The sequence below is a fragment of the Mariniflexile fucanivorans genome (assembly GCF_004341235.1).
Classification (GTDB): Bacteria; Bacteroidota; Bacteroidia; order Flavobacteriales; family Flavobacteriaceae; genus Mariniflexile; species Mariniflexile fucanivorans.
Map to the genome: position 1 here is coordinate 143577 of NZ_SLUP01000007.1, position 24454 is coordinate 168030.

Consider the following 24454-nt stretch of genomic DNA (forward strand, 5'->3'; position numbering starts at 1 on the left):
ATTAAACAGGAAAGCTGCGCAGTTTAAAATGTTTGATAAATAGGATTTAATTAATACGGATAAACTTATGTTGGAAATATCAAGTAATCTAAAAAGGGAAATACAACATCTGGCACCCATTTCTTTGGAAGAGATGGATGATGTGAAATTGATGAAACGTACAGACACCAAATTTGTAATACATGAAAAAGATTTGGCTCCCATTTTAAAGCGCATTCAAGATCAATATAGAGTTGTTGAAATAAAAGGTAATAGAATTACAACTTACTCCTCGTTGTATTTTGATACGCCTGAGCAAAAATTTTATAAAGATCATCACAACGGGAAAAATAATAGAACAAAAATTAGAATTCGCAAGTATGTTGAATCTGATATCTGTTTTCTTGAAATTAAACAAAAGGATGGCAAAGGGAATACAACTAAAACGAGAACCTCTATTCCTGATTTTGAATCAGATTTATTAAAAAAATCCATAGAGTTTATTCAAAAAACCACCCAAGAAACTTATGACTTAGAACCTGTAATTTGGAATCAATTTAACAGAATTACATTGGTTAATAAAGCTGCCAAAGAACGATTAACGATAGACTTAAATCTCACTTTTAAAAAAAATGGAAGCTTTAAAACTTATGAAAATTTAGTTATAATCGAATTAAAACAAGAACGCTATAATAGAAGTTCGCCCATAGTACAAGAGTTAAAATCCAAACAAATAAATCCTTATAGTATTAGTAAATATTGCATAGGCATGTTAAGTATTTATGATAACTTAAAATACAATTGCTTTAAAGAAAAAATAATAAAAATTAATAAAATAACCGCTTAAAAAACATAACCTATGGAATTTTTAGATATCCCAATCTTCAGTGACGATTTTTTTAAAATGATGTTCAGACTGTTCATCAATCTTACATTTTTAACCATAATAATCCGTTTTATTTATTATCCGTTTTCAAAACGAAAAGACTTCGTTTTCACCTATTACCTTATTAGTCTTATCGTGTTTTTTCTGTGTTTTGCGCTTAAAAAATTTGAAATGGATCTTGGAATGGCACTTGGTTTATTTGCCATTTTTGGTATTCTTCGTTATAGAACCGATGCCATTTCTCAAAAAGAAGTTACCTATTTATTTGTTGTAATTGGTATTTCTGTAATAAACTCGTTGGCCAATAAAAAAATGAGCTACGCCGAAATTTTAGGATTTAACACAATCATCGTACTTGTTCTTGTTCTTATCGAAAGATATTGGTCTTTAAAACAAGAGGAATCCAAATCTATTATTTACGAAAATATTGAAAACATTAAGCCAGAAAACTATGCCATATTAAAAAGTGATTTGGAAAGCAGAACCGGTTTAATTATAAACCGAATAACCATTGGTGAAGTTAATTTTTTAAGAGATACAGCAAAGGTTACCATTTTTTATTTTAACGGCAATCAAGAAATTTCAAATTAATAAGTGATTATGAAGAAGGGTAGAAACTATAAAAATTTGTGTTTATTCATGTTGTTGTTAAGTATTTTATTTTCAAATACCATGTATGCGCAAACAGAAGATTCTAAAAATTTAAATTTATGGAGTTCTGTTGAAATTGAATATAAACTTAACGATAAATGGAGTTTTGAATTATCACAGCAACTTAGGTTAAAAGAAGATATCTCGTTAGTTGATGAGTATTTTACAGAACTGCAAACAGAGTATTCCGTTAATAAAAATTTCAGTCTTGCGGGTGGTCTAAGGTTCATAAGGCAAAACGACACGGATGGTAATATTCAAGGTTATGAAAACCATTTAAGGTTTCAGTTTGACGCTAAATACAAGCACAAAATCAACGATTTTAAATTGGATTACCGCTTAAGATATCAAAATAAAAACGATTTATCAGTGTCAAGCGACGAAGGCGATTATGCAAATCAGCACATCCGTTTAAAAGCAGGTATAGAATACAATATTAAAAACTGGAAACTCGATCCTCAATTTTCTGCCGAAATTTATAATCATTTCGAAAAAGGAGAAGCTGGCGGTTTCGATAAATATCGATTAACATTTGGAACCGATTACGATATGAAAGAATATGGCAAAATAGGCTTATACTATCGCATTGAAAGAGATTTAAATGTTGATTTACCAGAAACTACAAACATAATCGGATTAACCTACAAATACACTTTTAAATAAATAATTATGAAAAAAACAATTTTAAAACTATCAATACTATTAAGCATCGTGTTTTTAAATGCTTATGTAATTATAGGATGCTCAACGAAAGAGTCCATAAACGAAGAAAATGTAGAGGAAGAAGTCGTAATAGAAGATACCGATTTTGTAGCAACCGATTGGACTACCGAAACGCATAGTAAAGATGCAGACCCAAATTTTGATGAGGTATTTGATGATACGGCCGTAAAACGCTTTGATTTTGTTATTTCTAGCGAAAATTGGGCAGCTATGTTGGCAAATATGACCTCTCTATATGGTACTTTTGGTAGATCAAGCGGTAACAGCTTTTCAGATGATGATCCTATTTTTGTGCCTGCCGAGGTTTATTATAACGGAATGCAATGGTACAAAGTTGGAGTTCGTTTTAAAGGAAATTCCAGTTTAGCAAGCGCTTGGGGAAGTGGCATTTTAAAATTGGCATTCAAAATAGATTTTGATGAGTATGAAGATGAATATCCGCAAATTGAAAATCAACGTTTCTATGGTTTCAAAAAATTCAGTCTTAAAAACAATTATCTTGATAGTTCGATGTTAAGAGAAAAAGTAGCCGCAGAAGTATTTAAAAATGCTGGTTTAGCCATGTCACATACTGCTTTTTATACTCTGTATGTCGATCATGGTAATGGCCCACAATATTTTGGTTTATACACATTGGTAGAAGAAGTTGATGATACGGTGATTGATACACAATTTTCGAGTGGAGACGGAAATCTGTATAAACCAGAAGACTATGGAGCAAGTTTTGCTTCAGGAACATTTAATGAAGACGGGTTTGAGAAAAAAACAAATGAAGATGAAGCCGATTGGACCGATATTCAAGCCTTATTTAGTGCTCTACATGCTTCCACAAGAACTTCAGATCCTGCTACTTGGAGAGCAGGCGTAGATGCTGTTTTAGATACCGATGTGTTTCTTAAATATTTAGCAGTTAATACGGTTATTCAAAATTGGGATACCTATGGTAGAATGGAGCATAATTATTATTTATATAATAACCCAGCTACAAATAAATTAACTTGGATTCCTTGGGATAATAATGAATCTTTACAAACAGGTAAAATGGGAGGGTCTTTACCCTTAAATTTTTCAGGCTTAAGTTCATCAAGTTGGCCATTAATAGGGTATTTGTATAGCGATTCAGTTTATAAAGCAAAATACGATGCCTATGTAAAAGAAACCATAGAAGGTCCTTTTGCAACATCATACATTCAAGGCGTTTATGATACTTATGCCACTTTAGTATCACCTTATGCAACCACAGAAGTTTCAGGATATACATTTTTAAGCAGTAGCAGCTCATTTTCATCTGCCGTTTCAACCTTAAAAACACATGCCACTAGCAGAGCAACTGCTGTAAGTAGTTATTTAAAATAAATTGATTGATTTAGTTGATAGCTATTAGTATAAAAACTAATAGTACTATTAAGACTCTAGGTTTCCTAGGGTCTTTTTTTATGTTTTATTTAACAATAAATCGCACAATAAATTAAAAATAGTCACATCTAAACATTCGTATCATAACTAATATAAAAGGTTAAAAACTAATAGAACAAAAAGCCAAAGATGGCTAAACTAAAGCCTAAATAAATTCAAAACAATTAAATATGAAACGATTTTCAAATTCAAAAAAAATAGCAATTTTAGTTTTTGGATTATTTTTAACAATTACGGCATTTGTTTCTTGTAGCAATGATGATAATACCGATATAGTAGATGATAGTGATTCAGAGACAACAAATACAGAGTTAACCATAAATAATTATGCGCAAATTGCAACGGGACAAGTAACCTTATATGATGATGAAGGTAATGTGCTTTCAGGATTAAGCGAAGGAGATGCTTTTTATGGTCAAGATGCCAATTACTTAAATGGTGCAACTATGTCTTATACAGATAATGGAGATGGTACGGTGACAGATAATAATTCTGGATTAATGTGGCAACAAATACCTTCATCAAGCGATTTTACTTGGCAGGAAGCAGTAGATTATTGTGAAAGCTTGGAACTTGATGGCTATACCGATTGGCGTATGCCTAGTTGCAAGGAATTGTATTCTATTAGTAATTTTGGATCTGGTTGGCCTTATTTAAATATTACTTATTTCAATTTGGCTAGTGGTCAAGTTTCCAAAGACGAACAATATTGGTCAAGCAATTACTATGTAGGTGTTACGGTTGAAGGAGGTTCAAATGCAGCAATGGGTGTAAATCATGTAACAGGACATATAAAAGCTTACGCTGCAGCGTCTTCTGGTCCTGTTGGAGGAAAATATGTAAGAGCCGTGCGTGGTGGTGATTATGGCATTAATGAATTTGTAAACAATGGCGATGGTACCATAACTGACAATGCTACAGGTTTAATGTGGACACAAGCCGATAATAGCGAAGGTTTGGATTGGGAACATGCACTAGCTTATGCCGAAAACAGAACCTTTGCAGGTCACTCTGATTGGCGTTTACCAAATGTGAAAGAGCTTCAAGGCATTGTTGATTATAATTATTCACCTAGCGCAACAGATGCTTCAAAAGTTGGCCCAGCGATTGATCCATTATTTTCATGTACACCAATAATTAACGAAGCAGGAAATGACGATTACGGGTATTATTGGACAAGCACATCAGCAAATTTTACAAGTGGCGAACCCTATTATTACGCTTGGTATGTAGCTTTTGGAATGGCTGTGGATGGTAATGGGGATGATTTTCATGGAGCAGGAGCTGTTCGTTTTGATACTAAAGTAGAAGGAGGCCCATTAGGTGAAGGGGGCGAACGTTATTACAATTATGTACGATTAGTAAGAGATATAAATTAAAAAAACAAAACAAATGAAGACAATTAAAAAAAGTTTAAACCTATTTTTTGTAGCATTAATATGTAGTGCTTCACTATTAACATTCAATGCGTGTAGTAAAGATGATGATAGCGACGAAATTATATCTAATTCAGAAGATATTGCAATAACAGGCACAAACATATCAGGTACAGCTGAAGGTGATACCGATAATACAGGATACGACGAAGACGATTTAGTAGAGAACGCTACTTTTGAAAACACCATACAAATTGTATTTTCCAATACGTCGGCAACAATTACAAACCCTGTTCCTAATGATGTGGTAATTACACAAAACGGAGCAGATGTAACCATTAATTCCACTATTTCTGCGGTTGCTTATGAAGTTTCGGGAACAACAGCCGATGGTATGTTGAAAATCTATAGCGATAAAAAATTCAAATTAGCGTTAAATGATTTAAGTATCACAAATGCTGATGGTCCTGCTATAAATATCCAATCCTCAAAAACAAGTTTTGTGGTATTGGAAGGTACAAACAACTTGACCGACGCATCAACCTACAGTAATATCCCTGATGATGAAGATGCCAAAGCAGCATTTTTTAGTGAAGGACAATTGGTATTCAGCGGTTCAGGTGCTCTTAACGTTGCTGGACTCTACAAACACGGCATAGCAAGTGATGATTATGTGAGGGTAATTAGTGGAACAATTACGATTACCGAAGCAGCATCCGATGGCATTCACACCAACGATTATATTATTGTAGATGGAGGTACAATCAACTTAACAGTAGATAGCGATGGTTTAGATTGTGAGGAAGGCTATATTATTATCAATGATGGAACATTTATTATAAATGCTGCTGATGATGGCATTGCTGCCTCATACGATATTGATGATGAGGAAGAACCAGATGATACCATTACGCCTTATGTAACCATAAATGGTGGCGATTTTACTATAAATACATCTGAAGGTGAAGGTATTGAAGCAAAAGGTGTTATGACCATTAATGACGGAAGAATAAATATCAATTCTTATGATGATGGCCTTAATTCTGGTGGAAATTTATATATCAATGGAGGAGATATCTATGTGTACACTACACTCAATGATGCCATTGACAGTAATACAGGCATTACAGTTACAGGCGGAACCACTATTGCCATAGCAGTTAGGGTTGATGAGCCAGATGGTAGTTTTGATTGCGATGGTAATATATTTAAAATTACAGGAGGAACAATATTGGGATTAGGATTGAATACCTCATTTCCAACAGAAAGTGTGAGTACTCAAAATTCAGTGATTTTTGATGGAATAAATGCAAATCAGATATTAAATATTCAATCAGAAGATGGTACTGAAGCCCTTACTTATGAAGTGCCAAATAGGGTAACAACCATAATTTATTCCAATGCTAAATTAGAAATAGGTCAAACATATAAAATCTATACAGGAGGAACCGTAAGCAATGGAACCGAAGTTAACGGATTATACACTTCTGGAACCTATAGCGGAGGAACTGATTCTGGTGATTCATTTACCATAAACAGCACAGTTACACAAATTGGAGGAGAAATGGGGCCAACCGGAGAGCCTGGTACTAGCGGTCCTGGAGGTCCTGGCGGAAATTAATTACTTGAAGACATTAAAAATTGAGTAAATAAATGAATGAGAAAGCTGTTTTTGAAGGCCTATAGAAGCGACACGAAAACGGGCAATGTAAGCGATTATCCGCAAGGGCGAGGACCACCAGGCGATGTTATTAGAATAAACAATTATGTTAGATTAGTTTAAAATATATTATAAAATTTATAGTAATTATTTGATTAGTAGTTAGTTATTAAAAGCTTCATAGCGATTGTTATGAAGCTTTTATTTATATTAAATAAAAATAGAGCGCAAGTTTTTATTTATAAATGCATCTAAAAAATTAAACACTAAAAAATAAATTTATGAAAACCCCATTTAAAGTATCAATGCTATTAAGTTTAATAGCCATCGTTTTTATGGCTTGCTCAAGCGATAGTTCTAGTGTCGAAGAAGACACAACGACTACAACTGGCGAACTACATGCTGCATATGCAGCCTTTAATACAGACGCCGTTACCATTTTTTTAGAAGGTGATAAAGTAGTTATAGAAACGACAGGATTACCAAACCATAAATCTGTTTATTGGGGAAGTGCTAGTAGTCTTTATTTAGCAGAACCAGATGTATCAACAACTCCAAGCATCATGTCCAGTAACAACAATGCGACTACTATGACGGTTGATGCGACTCCAAATTTATCAGGAAGTACGGTGGCTACAGCATTAAATACAATTGGTATTGCGGTAAGTGGTGCCTCTATATTTAATGATTCCGAAGGAAACGGTCCATTAAGTAGTGCGGCAGCTAGTTTAGATTGGACGGGAGCTCACATTGGACCAGGGGTTTATCATTATCATTTAGAACCTAAAGCGTTTACCGATGATGATTCAAATTTAGTTGGAATATTAAAAGACGGGGTGTTTCTTTACGGCAGAAAATGTGACTCTACAGGAACTTATCCAGCTGATTTAGATGCTTCTGGAGGGCATACATCTGCTACTCAATATACCGCTGGAGAAGCAGAATATCATTATCACATAATAAATACATTGTATTCTACAACAGGGTCTTACATTGCATTTGCGGGTCCATATAGAGGTTATTAAATTAGTAAACCGTATGATAAAACCATTTTTAATAGTACTATTCGCTTTAATTTTTTCTGGTTGCCATCAACAACCAGAAAAAATGGCTCATGCTGAAAACACAAGAATCAGTCAAGAAACTCCTAACGTTATAGATAATGTTTTGGTAGCAAAAAATGCCTTGTACCTAAATCAGAAACAAGGTACTTGGTATTATAATAAAAAGCCATTTAACGGTTTTTCGGTAAAATTTTATCCAAATGGGGTTTTAGAAGAGCAATTGGGTTTTTATAAAGGAAAAAGAGAAGGTGTTGCTAAAAGGTGGTCTGACAATGGGGTGCTTCGTGTAGAATCTTTTTATAACCAGAATAAATTGGTAGGTATTTATAAAAGTTGGTGGGAAAACGGATTGGTGGCTGAAGAATCTACTTATGTAAACGGTTTTAAACAGGGTATAGAAAGGCAATGGCACGATAATGGAACCCTTTCAAAATTGCGACATATGGTTGATGGTGAAGAAAGTGGCATGCAGCAAGCTTGGTTAAAAAACGGTACTTTATATATTAATTATGAAGCTAAAAACGGACGCATTTTTGGTCTGTTGAAGTCTAACTTATGTTATCAATTAGAGAATGAAGTCGTTATTAAATAATTTCAGAATGAAGTATGTAAGTATTATTGTATTGATCATTTTTGCAAGTTGTAAAAATGAAGTCAAAAAAGTTCCCGAAATAGTCGAAGAAACCAGTAGAGTTGAGTATTTACCGTACTACAACGATGAATCTTTTACACCACATTGGATTACTCCCAATAGCAAAGAAGAAAAAGCATTTCATAAAATCCCAGACTTTAAACTCACCAATCAGCTAGGAGAAACGGTAACACAAAAAACCTTTGACAATAAAATTTACATCACCGATTTCTTTTTTGCAAGTTGCCCAGGTATTTGTCCGCAAATGACGAGCAGTATGTTTAAATTACAAGAAGAATTTATAAACGATGCAGATATTTTGTTTTTGTCCCACTCGGTAACACCAACGCAAGACTCTGTGCTAGTTCTTAAACAGTATGCTAAAATGAATGGCGTTATTGACCATAAATGGCATTTAGTTACGGGTGATAAAAACATGATTTACAATTTAGGAAGAAATCAATATTTTGTTGAAAACGATTTAGGAGAACCTAAAGATATCAACGATTTTTTACATTCTGAAAACTTTTTGCTCATTGACAAAAACAAGCATATTAGAGGAATTTATAATGGATTAAAATTAGCATCCATGGCGCAATTAGTAGTCGATATAAAAGCACTTAAAAAGGAAGGATAGAGAGGTATTAAAATTTTAATTTGGTTAATCATATTTTAGTTTGCAAAGCTTCAGGTTAGTTCATGAAGCTTTTCTACTTTTATGGAAATTTCTACAACATGAAACAGTTTTGCCTTTTTTTAGTTAGTATAATAGTGTTGAATTCCTGTAAAAAGAACGAATCAATTAATACAAGAAATATGACTATAGTAGAAGTTGAGACACTACTACAAGATTCCATTTTAAGTATTCGCGCCATTGAAATACTTAATGATGGAAGTTTAGCTTTTGCTGCCAATAATGGTGCCTTCGGACTTTATAATCCCATAAAACAAAGTTGGATGACTTCTAAACAAGAATTAGATAGCCTAAACCTTCATTTTAGAGCCGTAGCACATACTTCATCAGATTTTTTTATGCTGAGTATAGAAAGTCCTGCGTGTTTATTTAAAACGGGAGATACTGGCAAAATGGAATTGGTTTATAGAGAAAATCATCCCAAAGCTTTTTACGATGCGATGACGTTTTGGAATGATAAAGAAGGCATAGCAATTGGAGATCCAACAGAAAATTGTATGAGCATTATTGTTACCAGAGATGGAGGAAATACCTGGAATAAAATATCTTGTAGCATTTTGCCAAAATTAAATGAAGGTGAAGCAGCATTTGCTGCCAGTAACTCAAACATAGCCGTTGTGGGCGATAAAACTTGGGTTGCAACAGGAGGGAAAGCAGGTAGAGTGTTGTATTCGCCAGATAAAGGAAAAAGCTGGGAAATATATAATACGCCTATTATTCAAGGATTGGAAACTACGGGTATCTATTCCATCGATTTTTATGATGAATTAAACGGTTTTGCTATTGGTGGCGATTATACAACACCTGATAATAATACAGCTAATAAAATAAAGACGATTGATGGTGGAAAAACTTGGAAATTAGTGGAAGAAAACCAAAGCCCTAGTTACAGAAGTTGTGTGAAATACATTCCAAATAGAGGCGGAAAGGAACTTGTTGCTATCGGTTTTAAAGGACTAGATTTCAGTAGCGATTCTGGAAATTCATGGGAACACTTAAGCGATGAAAGTTTTTATACCATTCGATTTCTAAACGATAGTACGGCTTATGCTGGGGGTTCAGGACGTATTTCTAAACTTATTTTTAGAGAATAAAAAAAGAGACTGTATAAAAAGTGTTATTTTAAGTCATTGCGAGAAACGAAGCAATCTTTAGGTTTTTGAAAATCAACAAACAGATTACTTCACTGCGTTCGTAATGACGACTTATTTTGACTTTTTAGACAGTCTCTTTTTAAATTTTTAATGCAAAATGTTTTAATTACGACCTCTTTTTTTATACTCGTCAAACATTTTTCTTTTAAAGTCATCTTCAATTTTATGCAAAAGAATAATTTTTTTTGCTGAAATCACTTTCGATAAGTTGTTGAAAAATTCGTTTTCAAGTGCTTGCCGTTGGTTGTCTTTCAAACGGCTTTCTTTTAAAATTTGTTTCGCTTGTTCTTCGCTTATAGTTTCAAAATCTATTTTTTTTCTCGCTTCGTAAGCTTCTGACTTTAATTTGGAGTTTTCTTCCTCAAAAGTATTGTAAATGGGCCAGAATTTTTGAGCTTCCTTTTCGCTTAAATTTAATTTTTCGGTTATAAACGCAATTTTTAGTGTTTTAATCTTATCTCTATTGGACTGTGCCATAGTGATAAGCGAAAAACTTAATATAAATAAAATGCTTGTAAGTTTTTTCATTTTTTTTGCTTTATTTTGAAATAATATCTTCAATTTCCAAATTGTCAAATACATAATTTTCTAAAGTTTCAGAAGAATATCCATCATGAATTAATTGAACATCCATCAAATCTTCTTTGGTAAAAAGAGATGCGAATTCGTCAGTTTCTAAATCTTCATCTATAATATAGTTTTCAATGCTTGCTATTTCAATAGTCTCTATAGTAATATGTTCAGTTTTATTGAAGAAAATATTAATAATTAAAATGAAACTGGCAGCTATGGCAGCAGCATAGGATGCTTTTTGCCATGTAATAAGTTTAATTACTTTGGTGTCTTTTTGAGGTTGTACCGCATTAATTATTTTATCTTCTAACGAATTGAAATAATGGTCTGGTACTTTATAACCAGGTTTAGAAATTGTTTCTTGAAGTTTTACTTCACTTAAAACAATATCTTCGAGAGATTCAAAGTAATCCTTCGGAACTTTAAATCCAGCCTCTTTAATATTATGTAATTTATTTGTGTTCATCTTATTGATAAGACTTTATTTTTTGTAAAAGGTTTAATCTTCAGTTAAATATGCTTCAATTTTTTTTACGGCGATGTGATAAGATGCTTTTAATGCACCTTCGCTGGTTTCTAAAATATCAGACATTTCAGAATATTTTAATTCCTGAAAATATTTCATATTAAAAACCAATTGTTGTTTTTCTGGCAATGTTGCTATGGCTTTTTGTAATTTAAGTTGAATTTCATCACCTTCAAAATAAACATCTGATGTTAAATTATTAATAGCAAATAATTGAGCTTCTTCACTGGTTATTTGTAATTTCTTTGCATTTTGGTTAATAAATGTTATTGATTCATTGGTAGCAATACGATATATCCAAGAAAATAACTTACTGTCTCCTTTAAAGTTATGAATGTTTTTGAAAACTTTAATAAATGTATTTTGAAGCACATCATCGGCATCGTCGTGCGACTTTACAATGTTTCGAATGTGCCAATATAAACGCTCTTTGTAAAGCGTTATTAAGGCTCTAAAGGCTTGTTCTTTATGGGTTTCAGATTTTAGTTGTTCTAATAATTGTGCTTCGTCTATCACAAATATACTTTACAAGTTAGACTCCTAAATTTACAAAAAGTTTAAAATGAATTTTATTTAAATGTTTAAAAACCTGATAAACAATAAATTATAAATTAAAATATCGATTAAGTGTATAATAACAACGATTAAATACGTTTTTTATTGTAGGCTATTTATTTTTGTTTTAAATTTGCTTCAGAAACCTACTTATGTCGTTAGTCTTCCCCAAGTCTAACAGGATAAAAAAAGGATAGAAGCCCAAAGCTCTATCCTTTTTTGTATTTTTAGAACTTTTGTTTCTTATTCAAAACTTTGCATTTCAACAAGCTTTTGGTAAACACCTTTTTTAGCAATAAGTTCGGCATGTTTCCCTTTTTCTACAATCTCACCTTTATTTAAAACTATAATTTCATCGGCATTTTGTATGGTAGATAATCTGTGGGCAATAACAATGGATGTTCTGTTTTTCATCATGTTTTCCAGAGCGACTTGTACCAAGCGTTCGCTTTCGGTATCGAGTGCTGAGGTTGCTTCATCTAAAACCATAATTGGCGGACTTTTTAATACCGCACGAGCAATACTTAAACGTTGTTTTTGTCCACCAGATATTTTGTTTCCAGAATCGCCAATATTGGTTTCAATACCATTTGGTAAGACTTTTACAAATTCCCAAGCATTGGCAATTTTTAAGGCTTCAATAACTTCCTCGTCCGTAGCATTGTCCTTTCCTAATTTTAAATTGTTTTTAATACTGTCGTTAAATAAAATAGCATCTTGTGTAACAATGCCTAATTGTTGGCGTAACGATTTTGTTGCTAAATCTTTAATATTGATGCCGTCAATTAATATACTGCCTTCGTTTACATCATAAAAACGCGTAATAAGGTTTGCTATGGTAGATTTTCCACTACCAGATTGCCCTACTAAAGCTACCGTTTTTCCTTTGGGAATGGTTAAAGAAAAGTTTTTTAATACATACTCTTTTTCATACTTAAAAGAAATGTTATCAAATACAATTTCAGAATCAAATCCCGTTTTAATGATAGCATTTTCTTTGTCTTTTAAAGGATTAGGTGTATCTATTATTTCTTGTATACGTTCAGCGGCAGCATCTCCTTGTTTGATGTTGTAAAGTCCTCTTGAAATGGCTTTGGCAGGCACCATAATATTATAGGCCAAACCCATGTAAGCGATAAAAGAACTACCATCAAGTGAGTTATCTACAAGCACTAATTGTCCACCATACCAAAGTAGAATGGAAATAACTAAAATGCCTAAAAATTCGCTAGTTGGTGATGCTAAATTTTGACGATTGAATAATTTATTTGAAAAATGGTAAGAGCGCGTTGAAGACTCTTCAAACTTATCATTAAATTTTTCTTGAGCATTAAAGCCTTTTATAATGCGTAATCCTGTTAAGGTTTCTTCTAAAATAGATAAAATGGTGCCTTGTTCTTTTTGTACGCGGTCTGATTTTCGTTTTAAGCTTTTACCAATTCTAGAGATGATTAATCCTGATAACGGAATAAATATAAAAACGAATATGGTTAGTTTTAAACTTATAATCATCATCATTATGAGCGTGAAAATAATGGTTAAAGGTTCTCTTGCAATAAGCTCTAAAACGGGCAACATAGAGTATTGCAGTGTTGATATATCATTTGTAACACGCGACATAATATCGCCTTTTTTTTGTTCAGAAAAGAATGAAAGAGGGAGTTCAACTGTTTTTTTGTAAACACGGTTTCTTAAATCGCGAACCACTCCGTTTCTTAAAAAAACCATGAAATAATTAGCCAAATACCCAAAAATATTTTTTAAAAGAAATAAGCTAATTATTAAACTAACTACTAAAAGTAATGCTTTTTGAGGATCGTTTTCGGCATATAAATTTACTTGGTACGCTAAATAATCTTTATAAAAATCTTTTAAGGAATTTATGCCTTCATAAACGGGTTTGGCTATAGGTTTTACTTGATTTTTTTCAAATAAAATATCCAGCATGGGTATGAGTGCCACAAAGGATAATGCGCCAAATAAGGCATAAAGAATGTTTGATAAAATATGTCCTAATGCATACTTTTTATAAGGTTTAGCATATCTTAGGATATTAAAAAACTGATTCATTAAATAGGATTTGTCTGTTTATAAAACATGCTTTTATGTTACCATAAAAGCATGCAAATTTTTAGCAAAGATACGGGTTATTATATTAACTTCATGTCTTTTAATATGGCTTCGGCTTTAGCATCGAGAGCAGCTTCGGTTTTACTAAAATCGGCTACCGAATTTAATTTAGTGTTTACACTCACATAAAACTTAATTTTTGGCTCCGTACCACTTGGTCTTAATGCCACTTGACTACCATCTTCTAAATAATAAATAATCACATTCGATTTTGGAATATCTATAGAAGACGTTTCTCCAGTTATCAAATTTTTCGATGTTGATAAATCATAATCTTCAATTTTTAAAACTTTAGAGCCATTTACTGTTTTAAGCGGATTTTCACGAGCATCAATCATCATTTGAGTAATTTCTTGTGCGCCTTCAATGCCTTTTTTGGTTAATGACACTAATTTTTCCTTGTAAAAACCATGTTCCATATAAAGGTTTAAAAGCTCGTTGTAAAAAGAACTGCCGTTTGCTTTTGTTGCGGCCGCTATTTCGCAAGCTAGTAGGGTAGAGGTAACGGCATCTTTATCGCGTACAAAATCGCCTACCATATAACCAAAACTTTCTTCGCCACCACCAATAAAATCGAGTTCTGGGAAATCTTTAATAAGTTTTGCAATCCATTTAAAACCTGTTAACACAATTTTGCTGTCCACTTTATAAGCTTCAGCTAATTTGTTCAACATAGGTGTAGATACAATAGTGGAAGCTATAAATTGGTTGCCATTAATTTTTCCGGCAGCTTTCCATTGCTTTAATAGGAAATCGGTCATCATTAACATGGTTTGATTTCCGTTAAGCAATTGTAATTTGTTTTCTGAATTACGCACAGCCACACCTAAACGGTCGCAGTCTGGGTCGGTTCCAATTACGATATCTGCATTTACTTTGTCGGCAAGTTCTAGCGCCATTTTTAAAGCGGCAGGTTCTTCAGGATTTGGTGAAGCTACTGTTGGAAAGTTTCCGTCTGGTACTTCTTGTTCCTTTACAATATGAACATTTTTAAATCCTGCACGTTTTAGAGTTTCAGGAACAGCTGTAATAGAAGTTCCGTGAAGCGATGTGAAAACAATGGTTAAATTGTCTTTTGCTTCTGCTGGTGTATTGAAGTTTGCGTTTTTAACAGATTCGTTTATAAACACATCATCAACGTCTTTACCTATATATTTTATTAATGAATCGTTGGCCTCAAATTTAATATCTGAATATTTTAAACTATCAATAACTTTAATAATTTCTCCATCTTGTGGCGGTACTAATTGCCCGCCATCTTGCCAATATACTTTATAACCGTTGTATTCTGGCGGATTGTGTGATGCTGTTAATACAATACCACAATGGCAATTTAAATGTTTTACAGCGAACGATAATTCGGGAGTTGCCCGTAAATCTTCAAATAAATAAACTTGTATGCCATTTGCTGAAAACACATCGGCAACTACTTTAGCAAGCGATTTACTATTGTTTCTACAATCGAAAGCTATAACCGCTTTTGGTGTTTCGTTAGGAAACGATTTGTTTAGGTAATCGCTTAAGCCTTGTGTACTTTTTCCAAGGGTGTACTTATTGATGCGGTTGGTGCCCACGCCCATAATACCACGCATACCTCCAGTGCCAAATTCTAGGTCTTTATAAAAACTTTCTTGAATGTCTTTTGGGTTGTTTGCAATGCTATTTTTTATAATAGATTGGGTTTCGGCATCAAAAGTTGGGGTTAGCCACGAGTTAATTCGATCTAAAATTTTTGGTTCAATGTGTATCATAATGTCTTAAAAATAATAAGTTTCAAAAGTAATTAATAGTAAGAGAATATTTTTGTAAAAGTTACTAATTTGAACTGAAATGTTAATGTTTTAGGATTATTTTTTTGTTATTTATTTAAAATTAGTGTTTTGAACTTGTTTTTTTGCGTTAGAGATTGCAATGGTAAGCCCACAGCCACTTAGGAGCGAGAACTTGTAACCCTTCGTCTGCACTTAGTGTTAACTGCTAACTCGACCTAGTTTACTGGACTTGTTTCAGGATAATGCTAACGCCCAAATATTTATTCTAAATTTAGTGCTTCTTTTATTGAATAGCGTTTTTTATCTTCTTTAGTACGTAAAATGATTTCACCCAAAAAACCAGCAACAAAAAATTGTGTGCCAATTATCATGGTTGAAAGCGACAAATAGAATTGTGGTCTATCGGTAATAAGTCTGCCCGTTGGGTTTAAAAACAGTTTGTCGATTCCTAAATAGAGGGCAAAACCAAAACCGATGGCGAACATGATAAAGCCTAAAGCGCCAAATAAATGCATGGGGCGTTTGCCAAAACTTGATAAAAACCAGATGGTGATTAGATCTAAAAAACCATTGATAAACCGGTTCATGCCAAATTTGGTTTCACCATATTTTCTCGCTTGGTGCTGAACCACTTTTTCGGTAATTTTTACGAAGCCTGCATTTTTTGCTAAAACAGGAATGTAACGGTGCATTTCGCCATTAACATCAATATTTTTAACGACATCTTTTCGGAATGCTTTTAGTCCGCAGTTAAAATCGTTTAGTTTAACTCCTGATGTTTTTCTAGCAGCCCAATTGAATAGTTTTGATGGTAAATTTTTTGAAATAACGGAATCGTAACGTTTCTTTTTCCAGCCAGAAACCAAATCAAAACCATCTTTTACTATTAAGTTGTAAAGTTCGGGGATTTCATCTGGATTATCTTGTAAGTCGGCATCCATGGTTATAATTACATCGCCCGTAGCTTTTTCAAAACCAGCATGTAAGGCTTGCGATTTTCCGAAATTTCTAAGAAATTGAATACCTTTTACATTAGGGTTTTGAGATGATAAATGGGTGATAACATTCCAAGAGCCATCAGTACTGCCATCATCAATAAAAATGATTTCGTATGAAAAATGATTGGATTGCATAACCCTAGCAATCCAATCGTGTAATTCGGTTAAAGAATCTTGTTCGTTAAGTAGTGGTATGACTACTGATATGTTCATTTAAAGGCTTTCAAAAAGTTGATGCTTCAAAAATACAGAATTTATTCGGTGTCGGGTTTACTTTTTTTCATAGCTGCAGCAACGATTAATCCTATAATGCTAAAAAACACTAAGTAACCAGCTAATCCTTTTACGATACTAAGTAGCCCGAACTGGTCTTGATTCTCAATATTCTCTACTGCTTGGGCAATGGCTTCGCTTGGTGTATTGAAACCTTCCATCATTTGAATCGTTTTTTCAATAGTCATTTCTTTTAAAAGAGCTGCAGCATCTGTATCAATTACGTTAAATAGTAGAAATGACACGAAGGTGCTTATAACCAGACCAATTAGAACAGTAATGAAATAAGCAGTGAATGCTTCTTTAAAACTAGCGTAACTGTCTTGTGCTTGTTTTATTTTTGCTACAGATACAATACCAAAAGCAACAATAACAATTAAAATAACTATGCCATACCACATTTCTGTTAGTAATTCCAAGCTTATAGCATAGGCAAGTACAGTAAAAAGTGCGAGTAAAACACCTAAATATAAACCGTAATTCGTAGCGATTGATTTTACAGATTTTTCCATAATTTTGTATTTATTGAGATTAGTTTTTAGTTAGTATCCAAAGATAGTAATTCGTTACATAAATTTTAGTAATAAAAAATGTAAAAAAGTATTGCAAGATTGTAAAAAATGCTTATTTTTGCAAACCAAAATTGAAAAGAATATTAAAGCTTTAAGCGATGAAACACTTTTTTGAGTGTTACATCTGTCAGAAGAAAAAAATAAATATCAGCAGATGAAAAAAGATATACATCCAGAAAATTATAGAATTGTAGCATTTAAAGATATGTCTAACGAAGATGTGTTTTTAACTAAATCTACTGCAAGCACAAGTGAAACTTTAGAGGTTGATGGTGTTGAGTATCCACTTATTAAAATGGAGATTTCTAGAACATCGCACCCATTTTACACTGGTAAATCTAAATTAATAGATACTGCTGGTCGTATTGATAAATTCAAAAACAAATACGCTAAGTTTAGTAAATAAGCTTAAACAACTATATACAAAGCCTTCTATATTTAATATGGAAGGCTTTTTTATTTTCTATAATTAAACTACTTTTGATTTGAAAACCAACAAAGTTATAGTTTGAGTGAGCAACTTTAAACTTTAAACTTTCCAAACTTTAAAATTCTTATGAATTATATTCTTTTTGATGGACCATCGCGTAACAACTTATTGCCATTTACATACACACGTCCTGTTGCCGATATAAGAATAGGAATTTTAACCATTCGAGAAAAATGGGAAATGTTTTTAGATTCTACAACCACAACCATTACCGAAGATTATTTATCCGATAAATATCCTATGGTAGAAATGGATGAAAATGTGATGATAAACGCCTCTTATCTTCCAAACTTAGAATTGGTAGAGATGGTGAAAGATTTACGGGAAAATCAGGCCATTTTTAAAGATGAAGATGTAATTGCTTTTTTTTCAAAAGATACACAAGAAGAGGTTGATTTTGATACGTATGAAGCCATTGAATTTGATGCTGATGTTTTAAAAGTTGAACATACTTGGGATCTGTTTTCAAAAAATGATGACGCCATACAAGAAGATTTTAATTTAATTACAGACGGAAGAGTCTCAAAACCTATTCCATCGAGTAATAATGTAATAGCCGCTGAAAATATTTTTATTGAAGAAGGAGCTACGTTAGAATTTACTACGCTAAACGCTACTAATGGCCCTATTTACATAGGTAAAAATGCTTTGATAATGGAAGGGACTTTAATTCGTGGTCCTTTTGCATTGTGTGAAGAAGCTATTGTTAAAATGGGCGCTAGAATTTATGGAGCTACTACGGTTGGGCCTTCAAGTAAAGTAGGAGGAGAGATAAATAATGCCGTATTATTTGCAAATTCAAATAAAGGACATGATGGGTATTTGGGAAACTCCGTTTTAGGTGAATGGTGCAATTTAGGCGCCGATACCAATACGTCAAATTTGAAAAATAATTATGCCGAAGTCCGTTTATGGGACTACCAAACCGAAAGTTTTGCAAGAACAGGCTTGCAATTTTGTGGACTTATGATGGGTGACCATAGTAAATGTGGTATAAACACCATGTTTAATACCGGTACGGTAGTGGGTGTTAGTGCCAATATTTACGGGAGTGGCTTTCCAAGAAATTTTATACCAAGTTTTAGTTGGGGCGGAAGTGCAGGTTTTACAACCTATTTAACTAAAAAGGCTTTTGAAGTAGCCGAAGTGGTGATGTCTAGACGACATATTGAATTTACCGATCAAGATAAAGCTATTTTAGAACACGTATTTGAAGAAACTAAAAAGTATAGAAGGGATTAGTTTTTTAGTCTAAGTTTATTATCTCAGTTCTAGTTAGGGTATTAAGAATGCTGTGCCTTTTGTATAATAATTCAGTTCAAGCCAGTTTTTTTTACCCGTTTCAATTCCAATAAATTAATAGGGTTAATCCCTAAACCAGTCACGTTTTTACGTGTAAAACGTACCACTTCATCATAAAACATCACAACTACAGGTGCTTTCTCCATCACTAAACTATCCATCTTTTTATAGAGTCGTTCTCGTTTTTTTGTATCGGTTATGGTGAAAGCTTCTTCATACCATTGGTCAAATTGTACAGAATTAAAGTGGCTGTAATTAGGGCCGTTTGGTGCAAAGTTTTTGCTGTAATATAATGAAAGGTAATTTTCAGCATCTGGGTAATCGGCAACCCAACTGGCTCTAAAAATATCTAGTTTTCCGTTGGCTTTTGCATCCTTTAAAGTGGCAGCAGGAATGACATCTACATTAACAAGTAATCCAATCTTTTGAAGTTCTCGCTGTATGTATTCACAAAAACTTAAATAATTACTAGTGGTTGTAATGGATATTTCAGGGTTTTGTACGCCCGTTTCTTTTTTGAATTGAGTAATCAATTGTTTTGCTTTTTCAGGTTGAAAATCGAACCCTAAAGTTTCGTTGTAACCCGGTAGCCCTTTTGGAATAAAACCACCATTTGCAGGGATACCAACACCGTTACGTAAATAAACCATCATTTTTTTTCTATCGAACCCGTAATTAACCGCTTTTCTTATCAGTTCCGATTGTATTTCAGGAATTTTAGAATCCATATAAAACGCTAAATATTCAGTGTTTAGATAAGGACCACGAATCATATTCACATCGTTTTTATATAAATTTCTAAGTTGTCCGTCTGCGGTTAAAATTTCATCTTTATAGGATGCATCTAAACCCGAAACAAAATCGATATTTCCTTGGGCAAACTGTAAAAATTCACTTTGTTTATCTGGTAAAAAGGTAATTGAAACGGCTTCTAAATAAGGTAATTTATTATCGTTTTCATCGGTTTCAAAGTAATCTGTATTTTTTCTAAAAACCAATTTTATGTTTTCTTCCCAACGTTTAAATTTAAAAGGACCTGTGCCAATGGGATGTGATCTAAAATCATTACCATAATATTCTACAATTTCTTTAGGAACCACCGAGCAGTATTTCATTGTAAGTAACCCTAAAAAAGCAGGAAACGGTTGTTTTAATTGAACCTGAAAAAGGGTGTCGTTAATAGCTTTAAAACCATCAACTTTGGACAAAACCCAACTTCCAGGGGAAGCAATTTGCTCGTCCAGCAACCGGTTTAAACTGTATTCAAAATCGTAAGCCTTTACTGTTCTAGTGGAATCTTTTCCGAACAAGATATCTTTATGGAAATACACATCGTTGCGCAATGAAAATGAGTAGGTAAGGGCATCATCGGAAATACTCCAATTTTTAGCAATACAGGGTTGCACATTTAATTGTGTATCCATTTGTACCAAACCGTTAAATAATTGGTTTGTGGCCCAAATATCGGCTATATCTTTAGAAAAAGCAGGGTCTAAAGATCCTATGTTTTTGTGTTCGTTGTATCTAAAAACAAGTGAATCATTATTATTTGTAGTTTTCTTATTGCACGAAATAAATAGTTGCAACATTAAACATACTGTAAAATATTTTAAAATTTCCGAATTCTTTATTTTCACAATTATATTTTTAAACCATTCAAAAATAAAGTTTTTATTATCTATTTCTAATTATTTATGTAGTTAAAAAAAATGTGACTTTTTATTAAGTGCTGTGTCTGATAAAATAGTTAGATAGCATTACTGTTAATAATAACCCAAGTCTTTCAATTGTTATAATATAATGCTATGGATTTTAATTAAGAGCGTTTCGGTTTTGAAACGCTCTTTTTTTATTTAACTTTGCACCTTTAATAATTGAAATGAATTCTCGAAAAAAAGTCGCATTTTATACGTTAGGTTGTAAACTTAATTTTTCTGAAACATCTACGATTGCCAGAAGTTTTACAGATGAAGGGTTTGATCGTGTAGATTTTTCTGAAAATGCCGATATTTATGTAATAAACACCTGTTCGGTAACCGAAAATGCCGACAAGCGTTTTAAAAGCATTGTAAAACAAGCTCAAAGAGCCAATCCGAAAGCATTTGTAGCTGCAGTAGGTTGTTATGCGCAATTAAAACCGCAAGAATTGGCCGATGTTAATGGTGTAGATTTGGTTTTGGGAGCTACCGAGAAATTTAAAATCACCGATTATTTAAACGATCTTTCTAAAAACGATTTTGGTGAAGTGCATTCTTGTGAAATTGAGGAAGCCGATTTTTATGTAGGCAGTTATTCCATAGGCGATAGAACACGAGCCTTTTTAAAAGTACAAGATGGTTGCGATTATAAATGTACATATTGCACCATTCCATTAGCACGGGGTATTTCTCGAAGTGATACCATGCAAAGTGTATTGAAAAATGCCAAGGAAATTTCAGCTCAAAACATAAAAGAAATTGTGTTAACGGGTGTGAATATTGGCGATTATGGTAAAGGTGAATTCGGAAATAAAACACATGAACATACTTTTTTAGATTTGGTAACCGAATTAGATAAAGTAAAAGGCATTGAGCGTTTACGAATCTCATCTATTGAGCCTAACCTGTTAAAAAATGAAACCATCGATTTGGTTTCAAAATCTAGAGCATTTGTACCTCATTTTCATATTCCATTGCAAAGTGGAAGTAATGAAATTCTTAAAAAAATGAAACGTCGTTATATGCGCGAATTGTATGTGGACAGAGTTTCAAAAATAAAAGAGGTGATGCCGCATGCTTGTATAGGTGTTGACGTTATTGTGGGGTTTCCGGGCGAAACAGATGCGCATTTTTTAGAGTCTTATAACTTTTTAAACGAGTTAGATATTTCATATTTACATGTGTTTACATATTCTGAGCGTGATAATACCGAAGCGGTAGAAATGGATGGTGTGGTGCCTATGAATGTGAGAAATAAGCGTAGTAAAATGTTACGAGGATTATCTGTAAAAAAGCGTCGTGCGTTTTATGAAAGTCAATTAGGAACTACCAGATCGGTGTTGTTTGAAAGTGAAAACAAAGAAGGTTACATTAATGGATTCACCGAGAATTACGTTAAAGTAAAAGCACCTTGGAATCCGGAATTAGTAAATACATTACATGAGGTTCTACTTACCAAAATTGATGATGATGGATTGGTGAGATTTGATTTTGTAGAAGTGCTTTCCAATTAAAACTATACTTACTTACAAATTATCCGAATTATATTCCGTTTGTCGTTAATTGTAAGTCAAATTAAATTCAGCTTAATACTTTTATTGACAACTTCCTTAGTTGTCCCAAATATGAAAAGAATAATTTTAGCTTTAGTATTATTCACTTTAGTGTTCGTTAGTTGCTCTTCTGATAGCGTTAACGGTGTTTGGGTATTAACCGAATGGAACGTAAACAACGGATTCGATATAAATAATGATGGTATTATCAACACAAATATATTGAATGAAATAGAGTGTGTAAATAACGAAACTTTGGTTTTTGATTCGAAAGGTGTGGTTACTTCAAATAACACGTTCAATCCAAGCATAGACATTGTGTTGGTAAACGGCACTTCAAATAACTATGTTTTTAATGTTGAATGTGATGAAGAAGGTGTTATAAGTTTTGCGACAACATATACTATAAATGGAAATGAAGTTTTAATTAGTGATAGGGTTGCAACCGTAAACGGGAATAAGTTATCTCGTGTATTTGTGGATGCTATTAAAATTTATAATGAAGATTTAACCGAAATAATCGCGAGTAAAGATTTAACGTTGGTTTATACAAAGCAGTAATTTTTATTTGTAAAACAAAAAATCCAAAGCTATGAACTTTGGATTCTGTATTTTTTTGTAAATCGTAAATTAAGAAATCATATCCTTAAACCAACCGGAAGCATGCGTTTATATTTTCGGTTACTTCTTACAAATTTAGCGATTTCTGGGCTAGTGGGTACAACACTTAGGTTACGTTCTTCAATTTGCTCAAACACAGCCGCTAAAAATTCTTTACAAAAATTGTCATCGTTAATTTCTTCGGGAATGATAAGTTTAGTTAAAAAAATTTTTCGTTCTTGCAGTGAGTATTCTATTTTAGCAAGGTGATTGTCAATTTTAAGTTCAAATTGGCGTAAAAAATCGTTGTCTATTAATTCTGCAGCATCAATCATGGTAAGTTTTTTTATTTCTTCTTAAGGAATCTAAAATAGTGAGTGCTATTTATATAACTTTGTTATGCAAAATTACGTAAAATAATCATTACTAAAAAGTAAAATAAAGGTTAATGCCTTATAAAATAAACTATTACAGTTAGTTTATTGTTTTTTATCTTAGAATTTATGAGTAAAGAAATAATACATGTTTATTTAATGCCCGGAATGGCGGCTAGTCCTAAAATTTTTGAGTATATAAAATTACCAGATAATCAATTTGAAGTTCATCTTTTAGAATGGTTTATACCTCTTAAAAATGAAACTATTAGTGCCTATGCATTAAGAATGACTTCAGAAATTAAACATGATAATATCGTTTTATTGGGCGTGTCATTTGGTGGTGTTTTAGTGCAAGAAATAAGTAAGCACATTACTGTTCGAAAACTTATTATAGTATCTAGCGTTAAATCAACAAATGAGTTGCCAAAAAAAATGTTGTTAGCAAAAACAACCATGGCATATAAGTTGTTGCCAACACAGTTAATGGGTAATATTGAACTTTTAGCTAAATACGCTTTTGGTAGTGAGGTAACCAAGCGGTTGGAGCTTTATAAAAAATATTTGTCGGTAAACGATAGTAGTTATTTAAGTTGGGCAATAAAAGAAATGGTTTGTTGGCATCAAGAAACGTATCAACCTAATTTAGTTCATATTCATGGTGACAATGATGCTGTATTTCCTATAAAATATATTTCAAATTGTATCACTATAAAAGGAGGAACCCATATCATGATTATCAATAAATATAAGTGGTTTAACGAAAATTTACCAAGTATAATTTTAGAAAATTAAACAAAACTAT

Annotated in this window: 25 protein-coding genes; 16 read left to right on the forward strand and 9 right to left on the reverse strand. The window is 32.7% G+C overall.

All coding sequences use genetic code 11. From position 1 onward, the window contains the following. The first annotated feature begins 67 nt into the window (after positions 1 to 67). The 11 genes from EV196_RS14560 to EV196_RS14605 all read left to right on the forward strand — a co-directional run bounded on the left by EV196_RS14560 (position 68) and on the right by EV196_RS14605 (position 10174). Positions 68 to 826, forward strand: a complete 759-nt coding sequence (locus tag EV196_RS14560; RefSeq protein WP_132218505.1) for a polyphosphate polymerase domain-containing protein — start codon at positions 68 to 70, stop codon at positions 824 to 826. A gap of 12 nt (positions 827 to 838) precedes the next feature. Beyond that, entirely contained in the window at positions 839 to 1456 is a 618-nt protein-coding gene (locus EV196_RS14565) for a DUF4956 domain-containing protein (protein WP_132218506.1), read from the forward strand. 9 nt (positions 1457 to 1465) lie between these two features. Further along, positions 1466 to 2179, forward strand: a complete 714-nt coding sequence (locus EV196_RS14570; RefSeq protein WP_132218507.1) for a DUF2490 domain-containing protein — start codon at positions 1466 to 1468, stop codon at positions 2177 to 2179. A gap of 6 nt (positions 2180 to 2185) precedes the next feature. Further along, positions 2186 to 3595, forward strand: a complete 1410-nt coding sequence (locus tag EV196_RS14575) for a CotH kinase family protein (RefSeq protein WP_132218508.1) — start codon at positions 2186 to 2188, stop codon at positions 3593 to 3595. 230 nt (positions 3596 to 3825) lie between these two features. After that, positions 3826 to 5034, forward strand: a complete 1209-nt coding sequence (locus EV196_RS14580; protein WP_132218509.1) for an Lcl C-terminal domain-containing protein — start codon at positions 3826 to 3828, stop codon at positions 5032 to 5034. Between the two features lie 13 nt (positions 5035 to 5047). Then, entirely contained in the window at positions 5048 to 6652 is a 1605-nt protein-coding gene (locus EV196_RS14585; protein WP_132218510.1) for a carbohydrate-binding domain-containing protein, read from the forward strand. A 36-nt stretch (positions 6653 to 6688) separates the two neighbouring features. Next, positions 6689 to 6814 carry a hypothetical protein gene (locus tag EV196_RS20245; protein ID WP_262711343.1) on the forward strand — a complete coding sequence of 42 codons (126 nt, stop codon included), beginning with the start codon at positions 6689 to 6691 and terminating at the stop codon, positions 6812 to 6814. A 158-nt stretch (positions 6815 to 6972) separates the two neighbouring features. Then, positions 6973 to 7716, forward strand: coding sequence for a YHYH protein (locus tag EV196_RS14590; protein ID WP_132218511.1), 744 nt, complete (start codon positions 6973 to 6975; stop codon positions 7714 to 7716). A gap of 13 nt (positions 7717 to 7729) precedes the next feature. Beyond that, the gene (locus tag EV196_RS14595; RefSeq protein ID WP_165876175.1) at positions 7730 to 8347 is read left to right on the forward strand and encodes a toxin-antitoxin system YwqK family antitoxin; all 618 of its coding nucleotides are present in this window, start codon (positions 7730 to 7732) and stop codon (positions 8345 to 8347) included. Positions 8348 to 8354: 7 nt separating this feature from the next. Beyond that, a complete protein-coding gene (locus EV196_RS14600; RefSeq protein WP_132218512.1) occupies positions 8355 to 9023 on the forward strand; it encodes an SCO family protein in 669 nt (222 codons plus the stop codon). Between the two features lie 179 nt (positions 9024 to 9202). Continuing rightward, entirely contained in the window at positions 9203 to 10174 is a 972-nt protein-coding gene (locus tag EV196_RS14605) for a WD40/YVTN/BNR-like repeat-containing protein (protein ID WP_317128022.1), read from the forward strand. Between the two features lie 162 nt (positions 10175 to 10336). On the opposite strand, the gene EV196_RS14610 is transcribed toward EV196_RS14605, so the two are convergent. From EV196_RS14610 to EV196_RS14640, 7 genes are all read right to left on the reverse strand, one after another. Next, on the reverse strand, positions 10337 to 10762 hold the full coding sequence (locus EV196_RS14610) for a hypothetical protein (protein WP_132218514.1): 426 nt from the start codon (positions 10760 to 10762) through the stop codon (positions 10337 to 10339). Between the two features lie 10 nt (positions 10763 to 10772). Continuing rightward, entirely contained in the window at positions 10773 to 11273 is a 501-nt protein-coding gene (locus tag EV196_RS14615; protein WP_132218515.1) for a hypothetical protein, read from the reverse strand. A 33-nt stretch (positions 11274 to 11306) separates the two neighbouring features. Further along, on the reverse strand, positions 11307 to 11849 hold the full coding sequence (locus tag EV196_RS14620) for an RNA polymerase sigma factor (RefSeq protein ID WP_132218516.1): 543 nt from the start codon (positions 11847 to 11849) through the stop codon (positions 11307 to 11309). A 282-nt stretch (positions 11850 to 12131) separates the two neighbouring features. Beyond that, complete coding sequence (locus tag EV196_RS14625; RefSeq protein WP_132218517.1) at positions 12132 to 13958, reverse strand: ABC transporter ATP-binding protein; 1827 nt, start codon at positions 13956 to 13958, stop codon at positions 12132 to 12134. A gap of 80 nt (positions 13959 to 14038) precedes the next feature. Next, a complete protein-coding gene (locus tag EV196_RS14630; protein WP_207902866.1) occupies positions 14039 to 15769 on the reverse strand; it encodes a phospho-sugar mutase in 1731 nt (576 codons plus the stop codon). Between the two features lie 281 nt (positions 15770 to 16050). Continuing rightward, on the reverse strand, positions 16051 to 17001 hold the full coding sequence (locus tag EV196_RS14635; protein WP_132218518.1) for a glycosyltransferase family 2 protein: 951 nt from the start codon (positions 16999 to 17001) through the stop codon (positions 16051 to 16053). Positions 17002 to 17042: 41 nt separating this feature from the next. Further along, on the reverse strand, positions 17043 to 17573 hold the full coding sequence (locus EV196_RS14640) for a DUF4199 domain-containing protein (RefSeq protein WP_132218519.1): 531 nt from the start codon (positions 17571 to 17573) through the stop codon (positions 17043 to 17045). A 214-nt stretch (positions 17574 to 17787) separates the two neighbouring features. Here EV196_RS14640 and EV196_RS14645 point away from each other — a divergent pair, with 214 nt between their 5' ends. Both EV196_RS14645 and EV196_RS14650 read left to right on the forward strand, forming a co-directional pair. After that, positions 17788 to 18039 (forward strand): type B 50S ribosomal protein L31, encoded by a 252-nt coding sequence (locus EV196_RS14645; RefSeq protein WP_117172368.1) that lies wholly within the window; start codon positions 17788 to 17790, stop codon positions 18037 to 18039. A 150-nt stretch (positions 18040 to 18189) separates the two neighbouring features. Beyond that, positions 18190 to 19365 (forward strand): GlmU family protein, encoded by a 1176-nt coding sequence (locus tag EV196_RS14650; protein ID WP_132218520.1) that lies wholly within the window; start codon positions 18190 to 18192, stop codon positions 19363 to 19365. A gap of 71 nt (positions 19366 to 19436) precedes the next feature. On the opposite strand, the gene EV196_RS14655 is transcribed toward EV196_RS14650, so the two are convergent. Then, positions 19437 to 21014, reverse strand: a complete 1578-nt coding sequence (locus tag EV196_RS14655; protein WP_132218643.1) for an ABC transporter substrate-binding protein — start codon at positions 21012 to 21014, stop codon at positions 19437 to 19439. A gap of 290 nt (positions 21015 to 21304) precedes the next feature. On the opposite strand from EV196_RS14655, the gene mtaB reads away from it, so the two are divergent. Together mtaB and EV196_RS14665 are read left to right on the forward strand one after the other, a co-directional pair. Continuing rightward, a complete protein-coding gene (gene mtaB, locus EV196_RS14660; RefSeq protein ID WP_132218521.1) occupies positions 21305 to 22636 on the forward strand; it encodes a tRNA (N(6)-L-threonylcarbamoyladenosine(37)-C(2))-methylthiotransferase MtaB in 1332 nt (443 codons plus the stop codon). A 111-nt stretch (positions 22637 to 22747) separates the two neighbouring features. Then, positions 22748 to 23236, forward strand: coding sequence for a hypothetical protein (locus tag EV196_RS14665; protein ID WP_132218522.1), 489 nt, complete (start codon positions 22748 to 22750; stop codon positions 23234 to 23236). 77 nt (positions 23237 to 23313) lie between these two features. Here the strand turns inward: EV196_RS14665 and EV196_RS14670 are convergent, their stop codons facing one another. After that, the gene (locus EV196_RS14670) at positions 23314 to 23610 is read right to left on the reverse strand and encodes an N-acetyltransferase (protein WP_207902867.1); all 297 of its coding nucleotides are present in this window, start codon (positions 23608 to 23610) and stop codon (positions 23314 to 23316) included. A 168-nt stretch (positions 23611 to 23778) separates the two neighbouring features. Between EV196_RS14670 and EV196_RS14675 the strand changes: the two genes are divergently transcribed. Next, a complete protein-coding gene (locus EV196_RS14675) occupies positions 23779 to 24444 on the forward strand; it encodes an alpha/beta hydrolase family protein (protein ID WP_132218523.1) in 666 nt (221 codons plus the stop codon). Positions 24445 to 24454 lie beyond the last annotated feature (10 nt).

Excerpts from the sequence above, each read along its gene's own strand:
- EV196_RS14600 (WP_132218512.1), top strand. The coding sequence starts at position 8,355 with ATGAAGTATGTAAGTATTATTGTATTGATCATTTTTGCAAGTTGTAAA.
- EV196_RS14640 (WP_132218519.1), bottom strand. The coding sequence starts at position 17,573 with ATGGAAAAATCTGTAAAATCAATCGCTACGAATTACGGTTTATATTTA.
- EV196_RS14580 (WP_132218509.1), top strand. The coding sequence starts at position 3,826 with ATGAAACGATTTTCAAATTCAAAAAAAATAGCAATTTTAGTTTTTGGA.
- EV196_RS20245 (WP_262711343.1), top strand. The coding sequence starts at position 6,689 with ATGAGAAAGCTGTTTTTGAAGGCCTATAGAAGCGACACGAAAACGGGC.
- EV196_RS14575 (WP_132218508.1), top strand. The coding sequence starts at position 2,186 with ATGAAAAAAACAATTTTAAAACTATCAATACTATTAAGCATCGTGTTT.
- EV196_RS14615 (WP_132218515.1), bottom strand. The coding sequence starts at position 11,273 with ATGAACACAAATAAATTACATAATATTAAAGAGGCTGGATTTAAAGTT.
- EV196_RS14650 (WP_132218520.1), top strand. The coding sequence starts at position 18,190 with ATGAATTATATTCTTTTTGATGGACCATCGCGTAACAACTTATTGCCA.
- EV196_RS14565 (WP_132218506.1), top strand. The coding sequence starts at position 839 with ATGGAATTTTTAGATATCCCAATCTTCAGTGACGATTTTTTTAAAATG.
- EV196_RS14585 (WP_132218510.1), top strand. The coding sequence starts at position 5,048 with ATGAAGACAATTAAAAAAAGTTTAAACCTATTTTTTGTAGCATTAATA.
- EV196_RS14635 (WP_132218518.1), bottom strand. The coding sequence starts at position 17,001 with ATGAACATATCAGTAGTCATACCACTACTTAACGAACAAGATTCTTTA.
- EV196_RS14655 (WP_132218643.1), bottom strand. The coding sequence starts at position 21,014 with ATGTTGCAACTATTTATTTCGTGCAATAAGAAAACTACAAATAATAAT.
- EV196_RS14675 (WP_132218523.1), top strand. The coding sequence starts at position 23,779 with ATGAGTAAAGAAATAATACATGTTTATTTAATGCCCGGAATGGCGGCT.
- EV196_RS14630 (WP_207902866.1), bottom strand. The coding sequence starts at position 15,769 with ATGATACACATTGAACCAAAAATTTTAGATCGAATTAACTCGTGGCTA.
- EV196_RS14625 (WP_132218517.1), bottom strand. The coding sequence starts at position 13,958 with ATGAATCAGTTTTTTAATATCCTAAGATATGCTAAACCTTATAAAAAG.
- EV196_RS14645 (WP_117172368.1), top strand. The coding sequence starts at position 17,788 with ATGAAAAAAGATATACATCCAGAAAATTATAGAATTGTAGCATTTAAA.
- EV196_RS14570 (WP_132218507.1), top strand. The coding sequence starts at position 1,466 with ATGAAGAAGGGTAGAAACTATAAAAATTTGTGTTTATTCATGTTGTTG.
- mtaB (WP_132218521.1), top strand. The coding sequence starts at position 21,305 with ATGAATTCTCGAAAAAAAGTCGCATTTTATACGTTAGGTTGTAAACTT.
- EV196_RS14670 (WP_207902867.1), bottom strand. The coding sequence starts at position 23,610 with ATGATTGATGCTGCAGAATTAATAGACAACGATTTTTTACGCCAATTT.
- EV196_RS14610 (WP_132218514.1), bottom strand. The coding sequence starts at position 10,762 with ATGAAAAAACTTACAAGCATTTTATTTATATTAAGTTTTTCGCTTATC.
- EV196_RS14560 (WP_132218505.1), top strand. The coding sequence starts at position 68 with ATGTTGGAAATATCAAGTAATCTAAAAAGGGAAATACAACATCTGGCA.
- EV196_RS14665 (WP_132218522.1), top strand. The coding sequence starts at position 22,748 with ATGAAAAGAATAATTTTAGCTTTAGTATTATTCACTTTAGTGTTCGTT.
- EV196_RS14590 (WP_132218511.1), top strand. The coding sequence starts at position 6,973 with ATGAAAACCCCATTTAAAGTATCAATGCTATTAAGTTTAATAGCCATC.
- EV196_RS14605 (WP_317128022.1), top strand. The coding sequence starts at position 9,203 with ATGACTATAGTAGAAGTTGAGACACTACTACAAGATTCCATTTTAAGT.
- EV196_RS14595 (WP_165876175.1), top strand. The coding sequence starts at position 7,730 with ATGATAAAACCATTTTTAATAGTACTATTCGCTTTAATTTTTTCTGGT.